Origin of the sequence: Gordonia sp. Z-3, from assembly GCF_036233855.1 — a bacterium.
GTDB classification, from domain to species: Bacteria; Actinomycetota; Actinomycetes; order Mycobacteriales; family Mycobacteriaceae; genus Gordonia; species Gordonia tangerina.
Window position 1 is genome coordinate 228,429 of record NZ_JAZARS010000006.1, and the last position, 15,728, is coordinate 244,156.

15 protein-coding genes are annotated in these 15,728 nt (G+C 66.3%); 4 read left to right on the top strand and 11 right to left on the bottom strand.

Annotation, left to right across the window (positions count from 1 at the left end; genetic code table 11):
* The first annotated feature begins 14 nt into the window (after nt 1-14).
* Nucleotides 15-326 carry an EthD family reductase gene (locus tag VX037_RS09185; RefSeq protein WP_266063239.1) on the top strand — a complete coding sequence of 104 codons (312 nt, stop codon included), beginning with the start codon at nt 15-17 and terminating at the stop codon, nt 324-326.
* Between the two features lie 264 nt (nt 327-590).
* Here VX037_RS09185 and VX037_RS09190 read toward each other — a convergent pair whose 3' ends face one another.
* The 6 genes from VX037_RS09190 to VX037_RS09215 all read right to left on the bottom strand — a co-directional run bounded on the left by VX037_RS09190 (nt 591) and on the right by VX037_RS09215 (nt 5,885).
* Nucleotides 591-878 carry a GIY-YIG nuclease family protein gene (locus tag VX037_RS09190; protein WP_235721553.1) on the bottom strand — a complete coding sequence of 96 codons (288 nt, stop codon included), beginning with the start codon at nt 876-878 and terminating at the stop codon, nt 591-593.
* Nucleotides 879-1,304: 426 nt separating this feature from the next.
* Nucleotides 1,305-1,712 carry a tautomerase family protein gene (locus VX037_RS09195; protein WP_266063237.1) on the bottom strand — a complete coding sequence of 136 codons (408 nt, stop codon included), beginning with the start codon at nt 1,710-1,712 and terminating at the stop codon, nt 1,305-1,307.
* A gap of 15 nt (nt 1,713-1,727) precedes the next feature.
* Nucleotides 1,728-2,480 (bottom strand): SDR family NAD(P)-dependent oxidoreductase, encoded by a 753-nt coding sequence (locus tag VX037_RS09200; RefSeq protein ID WP_328714064.1) that lies wholly within the window; start codon nt 2,478-2,480, stop codon nt 1,728-1,730.
* An 11-nt stretch (nt 2,481-2,491) separates the two neighbouring features.
* The gene (locus VX037_RS09205) at nt 2,492-3,964 is read right to left on the bottom strand and encodes an aldehyde dehydrogenase (protein ID WP_328713986.1); all 1,473 of its coding nucleotides are present in this window, start codon (nt 3,962-3,964) and stop codon (nt 2,492-2,494) included.
* The gene (gene dmpG / locus VX037_RS09210) at nt 3,961-5,010 is read right to left on the bottom strand and encodes a 4-hydroxy-2-oxovalerate aldolase (protein WP_328713988.1); all 1,050 of its coding nucleotides are present in this window, start codon (nt 5,008-5,010) and stop codon (nt 3,961-3,963) included. Before dmpG ends, VX037_RS09205 begins: the two co-directional genes overlap by 4 nt.
* Nucleotides 5,007-5,885 (bottom strand): acetaldehyde dehydrogenase (acetylating), encoded by an 879-nt coding sequence (locus tag VX037_RS09215; RefSeq protein ID WP_235721556.1) that lies wholly within the window; start codon nt 5,883-5,885, stop codon nt 5,007-5,009. The genes dmpG and VX037_RS09215 overlap by 4 nt, the downstream gene beginning before the upstream one ends.
* 229 nt (nt 5,886-6,114) lie before the next feature.
* Between VX037_RS09215 and VX037_RS09220 the strand changes: the two genes are divergently transcribed.
* Nucleotides 6,115-7,203 carry a VOC family protein gene (locus VX037_RS09220; RefSeq protein ID WP_266063234.1) on the top strand — a complete coding sequence of 363 codons (1,089 nt, stop codon included), beginning with the start codon at nt 6,115-6,117 and terminating at the stop codon, nt 7,201-7,203.
* A 99-nt stretch (nt 7,204-7,302) separates the two neighbouring features.
* Here the strand turns inward: VX037_RS09220 and VX037_RS09225 are convergent, their stop codons facing one another.
* The 3 genes from VX037_RS09225 to VX037_RS09235 form a co-directional block, all read right to left on the bottom strand.
* Nucleotides 7,303-8,586 carry a lipase family protein gene (locus tag VX037_RS09225; RefSeq protein WP_328713989.1) on the bottom strand — a complete coding sequence of 428 codons (1,284 nt, stop codon included), beginning with the start codon at nt 8,584-8,586 and terminating at the stop codon, nt 7,303-7,305.
* 226 nt (nt 8,587-8,812) lie between these two features.
* Complete coding sequence (locus tag VX037_RS09230; protein WP_328713991.1) at nt 8,813-9,583, bottom strand: hypothetical protein; 771 nt, start codon at nt 9,581-9,583, stop codon at nt 8,813-8,815.
* Complete coding sequence (locus tag VX037_RS09235; RefSeq protein WP_328713993.1) at nt 9,580-10,851, bottom strand: hypothetical protein; 1,272 nt, start codon at nt 10,849-10,851, stop codon at nt 9,580-9,582. The genes VX037_RS09230 and VX037_RS09235 overlap by 4 nt, the downstream gene beginning before the upstream one ends.
* A 605-nt stretch (nt 10,852-11,456) precedes the next feature.
* On the opposite strand from VX037_RS09235, the gene VX037_RS09245 reads away from it, so the two are divergent.
* Nucleotides 11,457-12,827 carry a DUF1731 domain-containing protein gene (locus VX037_RS09245; protein ID WP_328713997.1) on the top strand — a complete coding sequence of 457 codons (1,371 nt, stop codon included), beginning with the start codon at nt 11,457-11,459 and terminating at the stop codon, nt 12,825-12,827.
* Between the two features lie 146 nt (nt 12,828-12,973).
* Nucleotides 12,974-13,471: a hypothetical protein gene (locus VX037_RS09250; RefSeq protein ID WP_328713999.1), complete on the top strand. Its 498-nt coding sequence runs from the start codon at nt 12,974-12,976 to the stop codon at nt 13,469-13,471.
* Between the two features lie 5 nt (nt 13,472-13,476).
* Here the strand turns inward: VX037_RS09250 and VX037_RS09255 are convergent, their stop codons facing one another.
* Nucleotides 13,477-13,815, bottom strand: a complete 339-nt coding sequence (locus VX037_RS09255; RefSeq protein ID WP_235721564.1) for a helix-turn-helix domain-containing protein — start codon at nt 13,813-13,815, stop codon at nt 13,477-13,479.
* A gap of 229 nt (nt 13,816-14,044) precedes the next feature.
* Nucleotides 14,045-15,667 (bottom strand): long-chain fatty acid--CoA ligase, encoded by a 1,623-nt coding sequence (locus tag VX037_RS09260; protein ID WP_328714001.1) that lies wholly within the window; start codon nt 15,665-15,667, stop codon nt 14,045-14,047.
* Nucleotides 15,668-15,728 lie beyond the last annotated feature (61 nt).

The window sequence follows — 15,728 nt, forward strand, 5'->3', positions numbered from 1 at the left end:
CGAGAGGCACACCGATGTATCAGCTCACTGTCATCTACAACCAGCCCACCGACCCGGTGGCCTTCGACGAGCACTACGAGACCAAGCATGTGCGCCTGGTTAAAGCCATCCCCGGTGTCGAGCGGTTCTCGATGGGCCGGTGCGAATCACTCGACGGCAACCTGCCGGCCGCCTACGCGATTGCGACACTCACCTTCACATCGAAGGACGCGTGCGCCCAGGCGCTCGGCTCCGACGCCGGGCAGGCCGCTGCCGGTGACGTCCCCAACTTCGCCTCCGGCGGTGCCACGATGTACTTCGTCGACGAAACCACCACCGGCCCCTGACCGCCGATCGATCTCGATACGCGACTCACTCCGTTCGCCGCTACTCGATCAGCAGGAGAGACGCCCCCAACTGCTGGTCGAGTAGTTCGAGGCGCTAGCCGAGAGCGTATCGAGACCAGTGCCGCCCACAGTGGATCTCGATACGCGACTCACTCCGTTCGCCGCTACTCGATCAGCAGAAGAGGCGCCTTCAACTGCTGGTCGAGTAGTTCGAGGCGCTAGCCGAGAACGTATCGAGACCAGTGCTACGGCCAGCGATCGACCTCATCCCCGACGCCTCTTCTTCGAGAGCCGCGGAAGGTCGTCGAGCCTGCCTTCGATCAGCGCGAGCCGCTTCGCCCGTGACCAGTTCTGGATGCGCTTCTCCAGCGCGAACGCAACATCGATCGATTCGCACTCGTGGTAGTACGCCAACCGCACAGGCAACCGAGCAGACGTGTACACCGATCCTCGACCCGAGTTATGTTGCGCTAGTCGTAGTTCGAGATTCCGCGTGCTCCCGACGTAGAAGCTGCCATCGGCACATTCAAGGATGTAGACGAACGCCCCCATACGTCGACTATGCAGCCTGGAGCCATCGGTGCCGGATACTCATCCACAGGTGGTACTGGTCTCGATACGTCTCCTCGCTGCGCTCGTCGACTACTCGACCAGCAGGGAGCTGCCCCGAGCAGTTCGAGGCGTTCGATGCAAGGGCGGGCCCACTGCTGGTCGAGTAGTTCGAGGCGCTAGCCGAGAGCGTTTCGAGACCAGTGCCACCCACAGTGGATCTCGATACGCGACTCACTTCGTTCGCCGCTACTCGACCAGCAGGGAGCTGCCCCGAGCAGTTCGAGGCGTTCGATGCAAGGGCGGGCCCACTGCTGGTCGAGTAGTTCGAGGCGCTAGCCGAGAGCGTATCGAGACCAGTGCCACCTTCCGAGGTCTCGATACGCGACTCACTTCGTTTCGCTGCTACTCGACCACCAGTTGGTGCGACTACCTACGCGCTGCGATCTCCGCCGCCCGCAACGCGCTTGCCGGGGTCCCGCCGATCGACCAGTTCTCGGGCGCGACTTCGACGATCTGTCCGCGCACCTGCTTCCGCTCGACCCCGAGTACGTCGACCACCACATCGGTGAGCGCGCTCGCCAACTCCTGACGTTGCTCCACCGTCCGCCCGGCCAACACGATGGCGGTGAAGTAGGGCGACACCGCAGCGCCCTCGTCGACGAGTCGCCCGCCGACCGCGACAGCTGTCGGCTCATAGTGCACGACGAAGACGCGGACACGGTCGATCGGCGAATCCAGCACACGCGCATAGGTTTCGCTGGCTGCTAGGGCAAGGCGACGCTCCTCGTCGGCGCTGAAGGTGTTGCGGGGCAGGTGAAAGTGGGCGACAGGCATGTCAGGTCCTTGGGGTCAGAGGAGTGAGTGGCGTACGCCGCCGTCGGCTGCGAGGGTGGCACCGTGCAGGACGGCAGCCTCGGGTGCGAGCAGCGTTTCCACGAGCCAAGCGATCTCGTCAAGGGTGGGCAGCCGACCGAGCGAGGTCTTGGCGCGGTAGTCGGCCCACACGTCGTCGACGTTGCGCCCGGACTCGCCGGCTTGCGTCTCGACCAGCGATCGTAGCCGTGGCGTGTCTATCGGTCCGGGTGCGATGGTGTGGGTGACAACACCTTTCGGGCCGTAGAGTTTGCTGATCTGACGCATCAGGTTGAACAACGCGGCATTCGCGGTACCGGGACCGGCATCGAGCGGACCCGGCTCGGCACCCAGCGACCCGGCGATCGCCACAAAACTCGACCCATTCCGCAGATGATCACGCACCGCGTGTAGCAGCCGCACCGTACCGGCCACCTTGATGTTCGCGGCCAACGCAAGCGCCGACGGCTCGATCGAATCGGCCGACCCGCGCACCGGAAGGCCTGCGGCGAACAGTGCCAACCGAACCGGTCCGGCGAGACTCGAGCGGATGGTGTCGACGGCGTCGTCGGAGCCGATGTCGGCCACGCACGGCACGATCCGGTCGCTCGACGTCGCCAGCTTCTCCAGTTCGTCGGCGCTGCGCGCGACCGCCACAACTCGATAACCAGTGCGTGCGAGGCGTTCGGTGATCACCGAGCCCATCGCGCCGGTCGCGCCGACGACCACGCACGTCTCCGTTGACGGCATCTTCATGCCCATCACTTCCGCAACCGGATGGTGACGGCACGCGGCTCGGTGAAGAACTCGCGCGAGTACTGCCCACCTTCGCGGCCCAGCCCGCTGATGCCTTCACCGCCGAACGGCAGGCGAAGGTCGCGCTCGAAGAAGGTGTTGATCCAGACGGTGCCGGCCTTCCACCGAGCCGCCAGCCGGTGGGCGCGATTGAGGTTCTCGGTGAACAGGATTCCGGCGAGTCCGTAGGGGGAGTCGTTGGTGATGCGCAGTGCCTCCTCCTCGGTGTCGAAACCGATCACGGTTTCCACCGGACCGAAGATCTCTTCGCGCGCTGTGCGGGAGGTGTTGTCGAGCCCGGTGATGATGGTCGGCGGATAGTAGAAGCCGTTCGCATACGCGTCACCGGTGAGCCGTTCGCCGCCGGTGATCACCTTGCCGCCTTCCTCCTGCGCGAGTTCGACGTAGCCGTGCACCTTCTCCAGGTGGCGTTGCTCGATGAGTGGGCCCATGAACGACGACGCCTCCTTCGGGTCGCCGACCACCAGCTTGCGGGCCTCCTCGGTGAACCGCTCCAGGAACTCCTCGCGGATCGAGTTCTGCACCAGTAGCCGGGTACCCGACAGGCACACCTGTCCGTTGCCGCCGAAGATGGCCCGCAGTGACATCGGCACCGCGACATCGAGGTCAGCGTCGTCGAAGACGATGTTGGCCGATTTGCCGCCCATCTCCGCCGACACCGGGGTGTGGTTGGCGGCGGCGGCCTGCAGGATCTTCACGCCGGTCGCGCTCGACCCGGTGAAGGTGATGCGATCGACCCGCGGGTCCGACGTGAGCGGTCCGGCGACGGCCTCGCCGCCGAAGCCGTGCACCACGTTCAGCACCCCGGGTGGCAGACCCGCCTCGAGGGCGATCTTGGCGAACCTATTGGCGGTCAGCGGTGTCTGCGGGGCCGGTTTGAGGACCACTGTGTTGCCGAACGCCAACGCGGGCGCGATCTTCCAGGTGGCCAGCATCAGTGGCGCATTCCATGGGCTGATCGCCGACACCACTCCGGCCGGCGGGTACAGCACATACGACAGCAGGTCACCGTCCGGGTAGGCCTCGTTGGCCGCCATCGACACATAGTCGGCGAAGAAGCGCAGGTTGTGCGCCACACGAGGGATCTCGGCATGCAGCGACTGGGTGATCGTCTTGCCGCCGTCGCGGGTTTCGAGCATCGCCAGTTCCTCGCGGTGCGCGTCGACCGCATCGGCCACCTGATGCAGGATCTTGGCCCGCTCCTTGGGTGCCATCTGCGACCATCCGCCCTCGTCGAAGGTGCGGCGGGCGGCGGTGATCGCCTCAGCGCCATCGTCGGCGGTGCCGCGGGCGACCGTGCCGAGCAGTGCGCCGTCGTGCGGGTCGCGGGTCTCGAAGGTCGCGCCGTCCGAGGCGGACTTCCAGTCGCCGCCGATCAGATGCTTGACGTCGATCGGGCTGGACGGTGATGTGGTCATACGGTTGCCACCTCCGGGGTCTCGTAGGTGCGTCCGGCCAGTTCGGAGGCGACGTCGATGATCATGTCCTCCTGGCCGCCGATGACGCCGCGCCGTCCGAGTTCGAGCAGGATGTCGCGGGTGGGAAGGCCGAACTTCTTGGCCGCGCGTTTGGTGGGGTGGAAGAACGTGGAGTACACCCCGGCATAGCCGAGGACCAGGGCGGTTTCGTCGACGATCTGCGGTTCTGTCATCAACGGCGCGACGACGTGCTCGGCGGTGTCGATGAGACCGAACAGGTCGACGTCCGTGCGCCATCCGGCTCGTTCGAACGCGGCGGCCAGCACCTCGGTCTGCGCGTTGCCCGCGCTCGCACCGAGGCCGCGCAGCGACCCGTCGATGTAGGTGGCGCCGTTCTCCGCAGCGGTCAAGGCATTCGCGATCCCGACGCCGAGGTTGTTGTGGGCGTGGAAGCCGATGTGTGCGTTGATCGCGCTTCGCAAGGCGGCGACCCGTGCACCGGCCTGCTGCGGCACCATCGCGCCGGCGGAGTCGACCACGTAGACGACGTCGGCGCCATAGGAATCCAGCTTGGCGGCCTGCTCGGCCAGCGGCTCGGGCTCGAGTTTGTGGCTCATCATCAGAAAGCACATGACGGTGAGGCCCTTGCTCTTCGCCCACTCGACTGGCTGCTGGGCGCAGTCGGCTTCGGTGCAGTGCACCGCAACCCGCACGGTGCGGATGCCGGCGTCGATGGCGCCCTGAAGTTCGGTGAGGGTGGCGATGCCGGGCACGTACAGGGCGGCGATGTCGGCGTGTTCGACGGCGCCGACCGCGGCGCGGATGTACTCGGGGTCGGTGGCTGCGGCCTGGCCATACTGGATGGACGACGCGCCCAGTCCGATGCCGTGCGCCACCTCGATGGTCGGCACACCGGCCCGGTCGAGTCCGGCGGCGATGGCGGCGACGTTGTCGGTGGTGAACTGGTGTGACACGCTGGACATGCCGTCACGCAGCGTGGTGTCGACCAGGGTCACCGCCTGGGTCGAATCGGCGTTGGTGGTCACTGTGCTGCTCCTGTCACGAGATTCTGTTGGGCCATCACATCGGCCACCCGGGTGGCCGCAGCGGTGATGATGTCGAGGTTGCCGGCGTAGGTGGGCAGGAAGTCGCCGGCGCCGACGACCTCGAGCATGACCGTCACCAGATCGCCCTCGACGTCGACGAGCTTGAGCGAGTAGCCGGGTACGTACCGTTGCACCTCTCCGACCATGTCGATCACCGCGCGCTCGATGGCGGCGGCATCGGGGTTGCGGACGCGGGCGTAGACGGTGTCACGCATGTTCATCGGCGGTTCGGCGGGATTGATCACCGAGATCGCCTTGGCGCGGTCGGCGCCGGCCACCTGCGCCAGTGCGCGGCCGGTCTTCTCGCTGAACTCACTCAGATTCTGCCGAGTGCCGGGGCCGGCGCTCTTGGACGCGATCGCCGCCACGATCTCCCCATAGGACGCGTCGGCGACCTCGTTGATCGCGTACAGGATCGGGATGGTCGCCTGGCCGGCGCAGCTCACCATATTCACATTCGGCGCCTGCAGGTGCTCGGAAAGATTCACCGCGGGAACCACATACGGACCCACCGAGGCCGGTGTCAGATCGATTGCGACGATCCCGGCTTCGGCATACCGCGGCGCCGCGGCGGAATGGATCTTCGCCGACGTCGCCTCGAACACGAGATCTGGCAGCTCGGACTGTGCGAGCAGCCACTCGATCCCATCGGCTGAGCTGTCCAGTCCGGCAGCCCGTGCCCGCGCAAGCCCTTCGCTGTCAGGGTCGATACCCACCATCGCCACCGGGTCCACGTGCTCGGACCGCAGCAGTTTGTACATCAGATCGGTGCCGATGTTTCCCGACCCGACGATCGCGGCCGTCAACCGACTCATCTTGGTTCTCCTTCACTCGCTGTCGCGTTGGCTCGACCGTACGAAGATCCGCTGTGCCGGAGGGGCGTCGACCGGACTGCCCGAATTCCGGCATCGGATGTGCCGACGGTGTTCGGCCATCCCGAATGGCCGTGACCCGGGTCACAGGAGCGCGGCATGCTCGGGTCATCCACCGATGGAGCGGCCCCAGGGAACCCCCGGTGCCGGACGATTCACCACAGGAGTACCGATGAGCGAGAACACAGACCGATTCGAGATCGCCCACCTCGCGCGGGTCGAACTGTTCAGCCCGAAGCCACAGGAGACCGAGGACTTCTTCACCCGGTTCCTCGGCATGTATGTCACGCAGCGCGAGGGGCAGTCGGTGTACCTGCGCGGCTACGAGGACCCCTACCAGTGGAGCCTGAAGATCACCGAATCCGATCAGGCCGGCATGGGACACGCCGCGCTACGCACCAGCTCCCCCGAGGCACTGGAACGTCGGGTGAAGTCCCTCAAGGACGGCAACGTCGACGGCAGGTGGTCGGAGGATCAGTTCGGCTTCGGGAAGACCTTCGAGTATCACTCCGCCGACGGCCACAACCTGTCACTGGTGTGGGAGGCCGAGAAGTATGTGGCGCCTGAGGAACTGCGGAGCAAGATCCTGTCGCGCCCGTCGAAGAAGCCGCTGTCGGGTATCCCGGTCAAGCGCATCGACCACCTGAATCTGATGGCGTCGAATGTGACCTCGGTCAAGAACGAGTTCGAACGCCACCTCGGTTTCCGCACCACCGAACGCGTCGTCGATGGCGACGAGGAGATCGGCGCCTGGATGAGCTCCAACATCCTGGGCCACGAGGTCGCCTGTATGCGTGACATGACCGGCGGGCGAGGCAAACTGCATCACGTCGCCTTCTACTACGGGACCGGTCAGCACAACATGGATGCTGCAGAGATGTTCCGCGACTACGACGTCCAGATCGAAGCCGGCCCCGACGTACACGGCATCACCCAAGGCCAGTTCCTGTACGTCTTCGAGCCCGGCGGCAACCGGATTGAACTGTTCGGCGAGGCCGGCTACCTGCACCTCGACCCCGACGCGCAGACCAAGACATGGCAGATGTCCGACATCGACACCGGCCTCGCCATCGGCGGCGCCAAGCTGCCGTGGGAAACCTACTTCACCTACGGCACCCCGAGCCCGCTGTCGCTGGATCAGCACATCGAACAGTTCGCGCACTTCGGGCCGGGCGCCGAGCCGGCCGCAGTCGCCGAAGCGGTCGAGGAGACCCCGATCGAGATCGACCACTCGCGGGCCGTCGCGGGGGCGCCGGCCTGACGGAACGTCTCTCGCGCGTCTAGCGTGCGCTCGCGCGCGAAGCTTCACGCGCGCAAGAACGACCGGCGCGCGAAGTCCTCCGCCGATGGTGGTGCATCCTTACGGCACCGCCATCGGCGCCAGACTGTTCCCCTGCGGGATCGTCGCGCAGTTACTGCGGGTCGGCACCCCGTTGAACCGTTCGGTCAGATACGGCAGGGCCTGCGCCTCGAACACCGGGAACGCTTGCCCGTGGGTGTGCCCGTCGTACTGGGCGTAGGTGACATCGACTCCGCGGGTGCAGTATTCGTGTGCCAGGCCCACCACGTCGCCGGTGACCATGATGGTGTCGCCGATGGCGTCGCTGTGTCCGACGGCCAGGAACAGCGGCGAGCGCGGGGTACCGGCAGTGCCCATGATGTTGTCGTTGACTGCGCGGACCACCTCGGGCACGTCGAGCAGCCCGGAGTAGGGCGGTTTCACCATGTCGGCGCTGGTGAGTCCGGGATAGTTGCCGGCGAATTCGACGATGCACTCATCGCTGACCTGCTGGGAGGTCTGCTTGCCGCGGGTGGAGAGGAAGGAGTCGACGTCGAGGTCGTAGGTGCGTTGGTAGGCGACCACGAGTGCAGGGATCACCCCGGCCCACTGGTCGCTGCCGTTGATGTAGGGCAGGTTGTGCGCGAGGTCGACGGGCAGGCCGCCCGCGGCGGTGCCGACGATGTTGAGCTCGGGTGCGTAGCGCGGCGCGATCTCGGCGCCCCACTGGGTCGGCACCGAACCACCGGAGTAACCGACCAGGCCCACCGGCGTGGAGTCGGGGACCCGCAGGAAAATTTGCGCGGCGCGGACGCCGTCGAGTGCGGCGTACCCCGACTGCCGGCCGATGGTCCATTCGAGGTCCTCGCCCTCGTAGTCGGGCGCCACCACGGTGTAGCCGGCGGCGAGATAGCCCGCGATCACGCCCTGTTCGGCGGTGTTCAGCGAGTTCGCGTAGCCGCCGCTGAGGGTGTACGACGGGTCGCATTTCGACCCGAGCGCGTCATAGGCCATGTGGTAGGACACCAGCTTTGTGGGCCCGGGCGTCAAGGGGCGCAACACGGTTGCGACGGTGACGGCGCCATCGCCGGCTTGATCGGTGGTCCGATACAGCACCTGGGTCCCGGTGATCGGGCTGTCGAGCGTGGGGGTGCGGAACGTCATCGGCCGCGACCGCAGTACCGTTCCGGGTTCGATGTTCTCCAGTGGGCCGGTGTAGCGGTAGAAGGGGTCGGCCGACGGCAACGGTGAGCCCGGGCCGGGTGCGGCGATCGCCGACGGTGCCGCGGCGAACACCACCGATCCGAGAGCCAGTCCGAGGATGACGAGGACACGAAGAAACACAAGGCGGGGAACGCGGGCCATGGTCTGAGTTAATCAGGTGCGAGTTCGCAACGCCGAGGTTCACGGCTCCCAACATCTCGACGCCGACGCGCTGTATGGCAAATGCTCGGCACCCGGCATGTTGCTGGATCGGCACGGCTATCGCTCGGTCACCTCGACGGCAGCGCGGCTGTCAAAGCCCGCGGGTCGTATGTCCAGAACCCCGTTCCGGCACAACAAGCCATCAGCTGCCCTCTTGCCTCGGCTCTTAGATCATCTCGAACCGGCTCTCCAGATATCGCGTGACTGCTCGACCGTCAGCCAACTCGTCGCGCGCGTCAGAGGTGAGCCAGTAGTACCGCAGCATCCAGAAGAGCGCAGTGCCTCCCGGCGTGTAGGAGTCGGGTGTGTCCAGCGTGAACTGCCGGTCGTCGGTCGCGATGACGGTGATCGGATGGCCTGTGTTGGACTTCCCCTCCGGGATGTAGTCGAGGATGGCCTGGATTTCGTCCCACTGAAACGTCGTCCACCGCCTTCCGTTGTAGAAGTCGACGCCTTGTCTGCCAAGCGCGATGCGAGGCCCATCACGGAATGCGGAACCGATCAAAGCGGGGACGCACAGAATGGCAACAAGCAATGCCCCGATCGAGAAGAAGAGTCGCTGGCCGTCGCTGAGATCGAGGTCAACCTTGTCTTGGGGGGCAAGAACAGCGAATAGAACTCCGCTGAGGATGAGCCCGCAGAAAGTCGTGCTCATGATTCGTCGCGAGACGTAGTCGGGCTCGACGATCGTGCCGTCGGAAGTTGATGTCGCCCGAGGGATTACCCGCCTCCGATAGAGGCGGTATCCGGCCGCTGCATAGCCGCACAACGAAACGCCCAGGCCCACAGCGACCAGGGACGTCAGCGCATTGCCGTTGAGCAGAGCTCGCACAGCCCAGTTGAGGCAGAAGGGCACGGCCGCAACGAAAAACACCATGCCGGCGACCATCCATTTCGAAGGACCTCGCCAGCGGCTGGGAGCGGTGAGGGCGATCATCGGCAGACCACCCCGGCAACTTTTTGGCCGACCCAACCGCCCGCCCAACTGCCGAGCGTGCCGCCTACCGCGGCGCCGCCTACGGCAGCTGGTGCCGATGCCGCGCCCATGCCTGCTGCAGCCCCGAGCGCACCCCCGGCTGTGCCGGCCACTGCGCCGCCGACCACGCCGAACGTTCCTGATATTGCGGCTTCGCATCTCTGTCCGGCGTCTGCGGTGGCGACATCGTAGATGGCCGTCGCAATACCCAGTGCCGGCCCAGCAAATCTTGCGCCAACCCCAACCTTTTTGACGTCGTCGGCGCTGAGCGTCGGAATACCTCCCCCGCGCGTCGCATACTCGTCGAGTCCACTCATCGCGCCACCCACTGTCGTCAGGCCTGGATGCGTGAAGAACGGACTGTCGGCGGGGATCTCCCCGGTCCGTCCGTCGGCGGTGCTGACGCGGGCAACCTTGTAGCCGTCCTCCCACTCTTCGGCGTGCACCGTGGTCCCGTCCGCCCATGTGGTCGTCATGAACTTCGTGCCTTCGAAGTTCTCCCACGACCTGCTCTTGGAAATCTCGTTCCCGTTCCTGTCGTAGTGCAATACCCGGACGTCGTTGAACACGGACGCTGCCACCGGCCCGCGATAGGGATTCATGAGGGTGTGTTCCTGCCGACTCCCGTCCTGCATGTGCATGGTGGTGACCCGGTTCCCCACCGCGTCCTCGTGCTTGGTGGTTTCACGCACCGTCACTCCCATGTCCTCGGAGCGCACCAGCGCCTGCTGGTACAGGCCCATGGGGTTCTGAGGGTTGGGGACTTCATCGGCGGGCCTGCTGGTCCCCGGCAGCGGGATGATCGATCTCGGAATCTCGAACCCATGGGCGCTCGCCGCGGCCACAATGCTGTTGGCTGTTTCCTCGTCTGCGTCACCGACGGCGAGCAAGAAGCGATTCACTACGACCTGCTCGGCGACTGCTCGGTCCGCGAGGGTTTCCGCTTCGTCCGCTGACAGCGGGGCTGCCTTGATCAGGACGACCCAGTCATCCGTCACCCAGAGATCCCCGGCGTCAATGTCGTTGGCCTTGGCGAGGAGCGAAGCCCGTGCGTCACCGAGCGGACCGGCGCCGGCGCTGGTCGCCGTGCCCACGGCGGCTGCATTGTCGGATAGATGAGCGGCGGCAGCGTTCGCTCGGCCGAACATCGCGGCTGCGGCGTCGTGCGCGTCCCCAGACCAAGCGTTTAGCTCGGGGAGGGTGTGGCAGGCGGCGTCCAACGTGCTCACGGCATCGTGAACGTATTGACCGGCGGTCGTGACGGCTGCGCCACCTGGTCCGAGTGACGCGGGGTCCCAACTCTCGAGCCGAGGTCGTGACGGCAGCATCGTCTCTACCTCCAGAGGCGGGTGAGGTCCGCTGCGAGATCCTCATCGGTGACACGGTAGTTTTCACCCGCGCCGCGAACGGCCTGCCCCATCGTCGTGAGACCGTCTTGCATCCTCTGGCACTGCTGATCTAGATGCGTAGCTACCAGGCGGGCGGCCCATTGGCTGGTCGATCTGTCCAGCCCGTCGGCTGCACGCGCGGCCACGCCCGGCAGGTCGGCACCGTCAATACTGTCGGCAGCGTCAACGGTCTGCGTTGCCAGAGCACGTAGGACGTCTGGATCAACCAGCACTGATACCCCCGAAAAGTCAGTTCCGCCCGTTGTCGGAGGGAGCATACCAATTCGAACAAGGCGGACTTGAACGGTGATCAGGGCGTCATTTGTTCGGCCGACGCTAGCGCGGTCGGCGGAGCACTTCTCGAAACTGGCGGGCGCTTCCCCGCGTTGCTGTCAACGTGACAATCGCGACAGCGCTGCGAATCCAAGACCGGCCTACCGTGAGACATGGCCAGTACAACGACGTACGCCCAGTTCATCGCCCTCGACGCCGGTGCGCTGTGGCAGGTGCTCGGCGATCCGTCCCGGCTGCCCGAATGGCACAGCGGGTATCGATCGGTGACCGTCGACGACGCGATCGCCGTCGGCGCCGAAGGTTCCTACGTGCAGACGCATCGCGTCGCCGGACCACTGCATCGACGCTCCGCGCCACCGTTCACCATCACCGCCTATAACCCGGGCCGTCATATGCAGCTGACGCAGAAGGAGCCGGTGGGGGCGACGATCATCGACTTCCACCTCACACCGGCCGACGGCGGGTGTGTTGTCACCGATAAGGTCACCGTGACAGGCCCGGCGAGCCGAACGCTGCGGTCTGCCGTCCCACACGTGACCGACCGAGTGGACTTCGCCCGCCTGGCTCGCCTGGCCGGCCTCGCACCAGTCGACGACGCACTGTCCGTCGTCCTGGTCGGCGGCAGCGGCGCACTCGGACAGCATCTGGCCGCCGACCTAGCGTGTCGTGGGCATCGACCGATCATCCTGACGCGCAGCGTTGACTCGGCGTCGCCCTTCGAGCTGCTGGAATGGGACGGTCGTACCGTCGGCGACTGGGCCGACATCCTCGTGTCGGGCCGTCCGGTCGCGGTGGCGAATCTGGCCGGCAAGCTGGTGGATTGTCGTCCGACGGAACGCAACATCGCGCGGCTGCGCGACAGCCGCGTCGACGCCACCCGAGCCCTGGTGGCTGCGTCGAAGCTGCGCGACAGCCCGATCGCGCACTGGCTGCAGGCCAGCACCACCGCCATCTGGAGCGACGCCGGCGAGCAGTGGTGCACCGAGACCACACCCGTCCCCGAGGGCCTGCCGCAGATGACCGGCGTCGCCCGGCCGTGGGAGGAGGCGGTTTCCGGCGCGCACACCGAGCACCTCGTAGTGCTGCGCACCTCCATCGTCCTCGACAATCAGGCCCCGGCGATGAAACGCCTCGCCGACCTCACCCGCGTCGGGCTCGGTGGTCGCGTCGGGTCGGGCCGTCAGTGGTTCAGTTGGATCCACATCGACGACTGGCTGGCGATCGCCCGTGCCGCACTGGGTCTGGACACCGCGATCACCATCCCCGACGGCGTCGTCGTCGGCGCCAGCCCGCACCCGGTGCGCAACGCCGAGCTGATGGCATCGCTGCGCCGGACGCTGCATCGTCCGCCGGCTCCGCCGACCCCCGCCCCGCTGCTGCGGCTGGGCGCCGTCGCGCTGCGCACCGACCCGGCCCTGGGCCTCACCGGACGACGCGCCCGGTCCCAGGTGCTCGACGACCTCGGCTTCGAGTTCCGCTTCCCGCACCTCGACGACGCGCTCGCCGATCTGCTCGACAACTGAGCCCCAACACAATTCGTCCCCGGGTATCGCCTCACCCGCCGACTGCGGCCAGCGGACGAAACAACACCCGGGGGACGAACCGTCGTGGACGGTGCCGCTTGCGCTGCCGTCCGCGTTCTGTCGGTCGGTGGTGATGAGCTGGACTCGTGAGCAGTAAGTCCCGGGTCGATCCCCTCCCGTCCGACACTCCGCACGAAGTGGTGTTCTTCGAACGGCACCACAGCGACGACGCCGCGCGGGCGGCTCCCGGCCTTGATTCACTTTTGGAGTTTCCTGTGAAGGTGAGGGCGAGGCTGCTCGCCACCCTTGCAGCGGTGGCCAAGGCTCCACCGAAGCGGTTCGCCGGCGGCGGACAGTGGGAAGCGATGCACGGCGACATGACCGGATACTTCGAAGTGCGGATCACCTCGAAGACCCCGAACGGAAAGTGGCACTACCGGTTGTTCTGCTTACTGGACTACGACGCTGCAGAAAAGGCAGCGCCATTGCTCGTGGTGATAGATGGTGCCGCGAAGCGCTACCAGACGACCATGTCAGATGTCCGGTACGCAGGTGTGCGGAAATTCGGCGAGGAGTACCGACGACGCAACCCACGGTCACTGGTCACCGCGGAGGACATCCGCGAAGCGCTGGACGGAATCTAGTGGTGCTAGGCGCAGGCCCGCATCGGCTCGGTGATACGGGTGCGCTCCTCCCTTGTCATCGGCGTGAGCGTCACCTTCATGCCCAGTGCCGCAGCCACCTCGGCGATGGTGCTGAGTGTCGGATTCACCGATTCGGCTGAGAGGAGACGTCGTACGGTGCTTGCCTCGGAGCCGATCGCGCGGGCCAGGGCCGCTTTACTCAGATTTGCTTCAGCCCGCGCTTCGTCGAGTGCGTTGATGATCGAGTCGATTGCCTCGATCCGCGCGGACTCCGCAGCGTAGGCGCGCACGAACTCGGGGTCACGGCCCTCGAGTTCGAGCAGTGTGTTGAAAGCCTCGTTCATGGCGTCCCCGCTCCCTATAGTGCTGATGCACCAACACGTCAACCGTAGCATATACGCCACGGTCCCGTGCTTGACGGGCTGCCCGCGGACATCGCCGCCGCCGACGACGACGCTCCGCCCCAACACAATTCGTCCCCCGGGTATCGCCTCACCCGCCGACCGCAGTCGGCGGATGAAACAACACCCGGGGGACGAACACTCCGGCCCGCGGCCGGCAGAGACCCGCGCCTCAGATCCGCGTGACGTCGAGGTCGCCGTCCTGGTACTGCGAGCGCAGGCGCTTCTTGTCGAACTTGCCGACGCTGGTCTTCGGCACCTCCTGAATCACAGTCCAGTTCTCCGGCAGTTGCCACTTGGCGACCTTGTCGGACAGGAACTCCCGGAGGATGTCGGCGGTGGCGTCAGAGCCCTCCCGCAGCACCACCGCGACCAGCGGCCGCTCGTCCCACTTGGCGTCGGGGATGCCGATGACGGCGGCCTCGATGACGTCGGGATGGCCCATCACGGCGTTCTCCAGGTCCACCGACGAGATCCATTCGCCGCCGGACTTGATGATGTCCTTGGTGCGGTCGGTCAGGGTGAGGTAGCCGTCAGGGGTGATGGTGCCGACATCGCCGGTGCGCAGCCAGCCGTCCTGGAACTTCTCCGGTGCGTCGACCCCGTAGTAGGAGCCGGTGATCCACGGGCCGCGGACCTCCAGTTCACCGACGCTCTTGCCGTCGTGCGCAACCACCTCGCCGAGGTCGTCGACGAGGCGGGCCTGCACCGACGCCGGGAACCGACCCTGGGTGTAGCGGTAGCGCCAACGCTCCTCACCCTCGGTGTCGGCGGGCGGGCGAGCCACCGAACCGAGCGGCGACGTCTCGGTCATGCCCCACGCGTGCAGCACTTGGACGCCGTGGTCCTCTTCGAAGGTGTGCATTAGCGACGGCGGCACCGCCGACCCACCGATCAGCACGTCCTTCATGAACGAGATGTCCTGCGGATGTGCCTCGAGGTACTGGTGCAGACCCTGCCAGATGGTGGGCACTGCGGCGGAGAAGTTGGGCTTCTCGGCGGCGATCAGGGCGGCCAGCGGCTCAGGCTGCAGGAAGCGGTCGGGCATGATCAGCGACGCACCGATCATGAACGCCGCGTAGGGGAGTCCCCACGACATGGCGTGGAACTGCGGCACCACCGCGAGCGCCCGATCACCCTGCTTGAGTGCGGGGCCGTCGGTCATGCACACCTGCATCGAGTGCATGTAGATCGAACGATGGGAGTAGGCAACGCCTTTCGGGTCGCCGGTGGTGCCCGACGTGTAGCACATCGCGGCGGCCGAACGTTCGTCCACCTCGGGCCAGTCGAACTCGGTCGGCTGGTCGGCGATCAACTGCTCGTAGGAGTGCACCTGCACCCCTTCGGGTGCCTCCACGCCTGCGGTCGAGTCGCCGGTCACGATGACGTGCTGGACCGTCTTCAGCTGCGGCAGCTGCGGATTGAGCAGCGGCAGCAGGGTGGGGTCGACGATGATGACGTGGTCTTCACCGTGGTTGGCCACGAACACCAGCTGCTCGGGGAACAGCCGGATGTTCAGTGTGTGCAGCACTGCGCCCATCGACGGGATTGCCAGGTAGGCCTCGAGATGCTCGGCGTTGTTCCACATGAACGTGCCCACCCGCTCGTCGCCGGTCACGCCCAGCCCGCGCAGGGCGTGCGCGAGTTGCGCGCAGCGCTTGCCCACGTCGGCGTAACTGCGACGACGCGGACCGTCGTCGGTCCAGGTGACCACTTCGGCGGTGCCGTGGACGGTGCTGCCGTGGCGCAGCAGCTGCGCGATCGACAGCGGGGCATCTTGCATGGTGCTCAGCATCGAGACTTCTCCTTCAGGTGTTCGGGGTCGGGTCGGTGGCGGGTGGCGGATCACATCCGAG

Bases quoted from the DNA above. Each gene is read 5' to 3' on its own strand.
- VX037_RS09255 (WP_235721564.1), bottom strand. From the start codon at position 13,815: ATGAACGAGGCTTTCAACACACTGCTCGAACTCGAGGGCCGTGACCCC.
- VX037_RS09220 (WP_266063234.1), top strand. From the start codon at position 6,115: ATGAGCGAGAACACAGACCGATTCGAGATCGCCCACCTCGCGCGGGTC.
- VX037_RS09195 (WP_266063237.1), bottom strand. From the start codon at position 1,712: ATGCCTGTCGCCCACTTTCACCTGCCCCGCAACACCTTCAGCGCCGAC.
- VX037_RS09190 (WP_235721553.1), bottom strand. From the start codon at position 878: ATGGGGGCGTTCGTCTACATCCTTGAATGTGCCGATGGCAGCTTCTAC.
- VX037_RS09260 (WP_328714001.1), bottom strand. From the start codon at position 15,667: ATGCTGAGCACCATGCAAGATGCCCCGCTGTCGATCGCGCAGCTGCTG.
- VX037_RS09230 (WP_328713991.1), bottom strand. From the start codon at position 9,583: ATGATCGCCCTCACCGCTCCCAGCCGCTGGCGAGGTCCTTCGAAATGG.
- VX037_RS09245 (WP_328713997.1), top strand. From the start codon at position 11,457: ATGGCCAGTACAACGACGTACGCCCAGTTCATCGCCCTCGACGCCGGT.
- VX037_RS09200 (WP_328714064.1), bottom strand. From the start codon at position 2,480: ATGCCGTCAACGGAGACGTGCGTGGTCGTCGGCGCGACCGGCGCGATG.
- VX037_RS09215 (WP_235721556.1), bottom strand. From the start codon at position 5,885: ATGAGTCGGTTGACGGCCGCGATCGTCGGGTCGGGAAACATCGGCACC.
- VX037_RS09205 (WP_328713986.1), bottom strand. From the start codon at position 3,964: ATGACCACATCACCGTCCAGCCCGATCGACGTCAAGCATCTGATCGGC.
- VX037_RS09185 (WP_266063239.1), top strand. From the start codon at position 15: ATGTATCAGCTCACTGTCATCTACAACCAGCCCACCGACCCGGTGGCC.
- VX037_RS09225 (WP_328713989.1), bottom strand. From the start codon at position 8,586: ATGGCCCGCGTTCCCCGCCTTGTGTTTCTTCGTGTCCTCGTCATCCTC.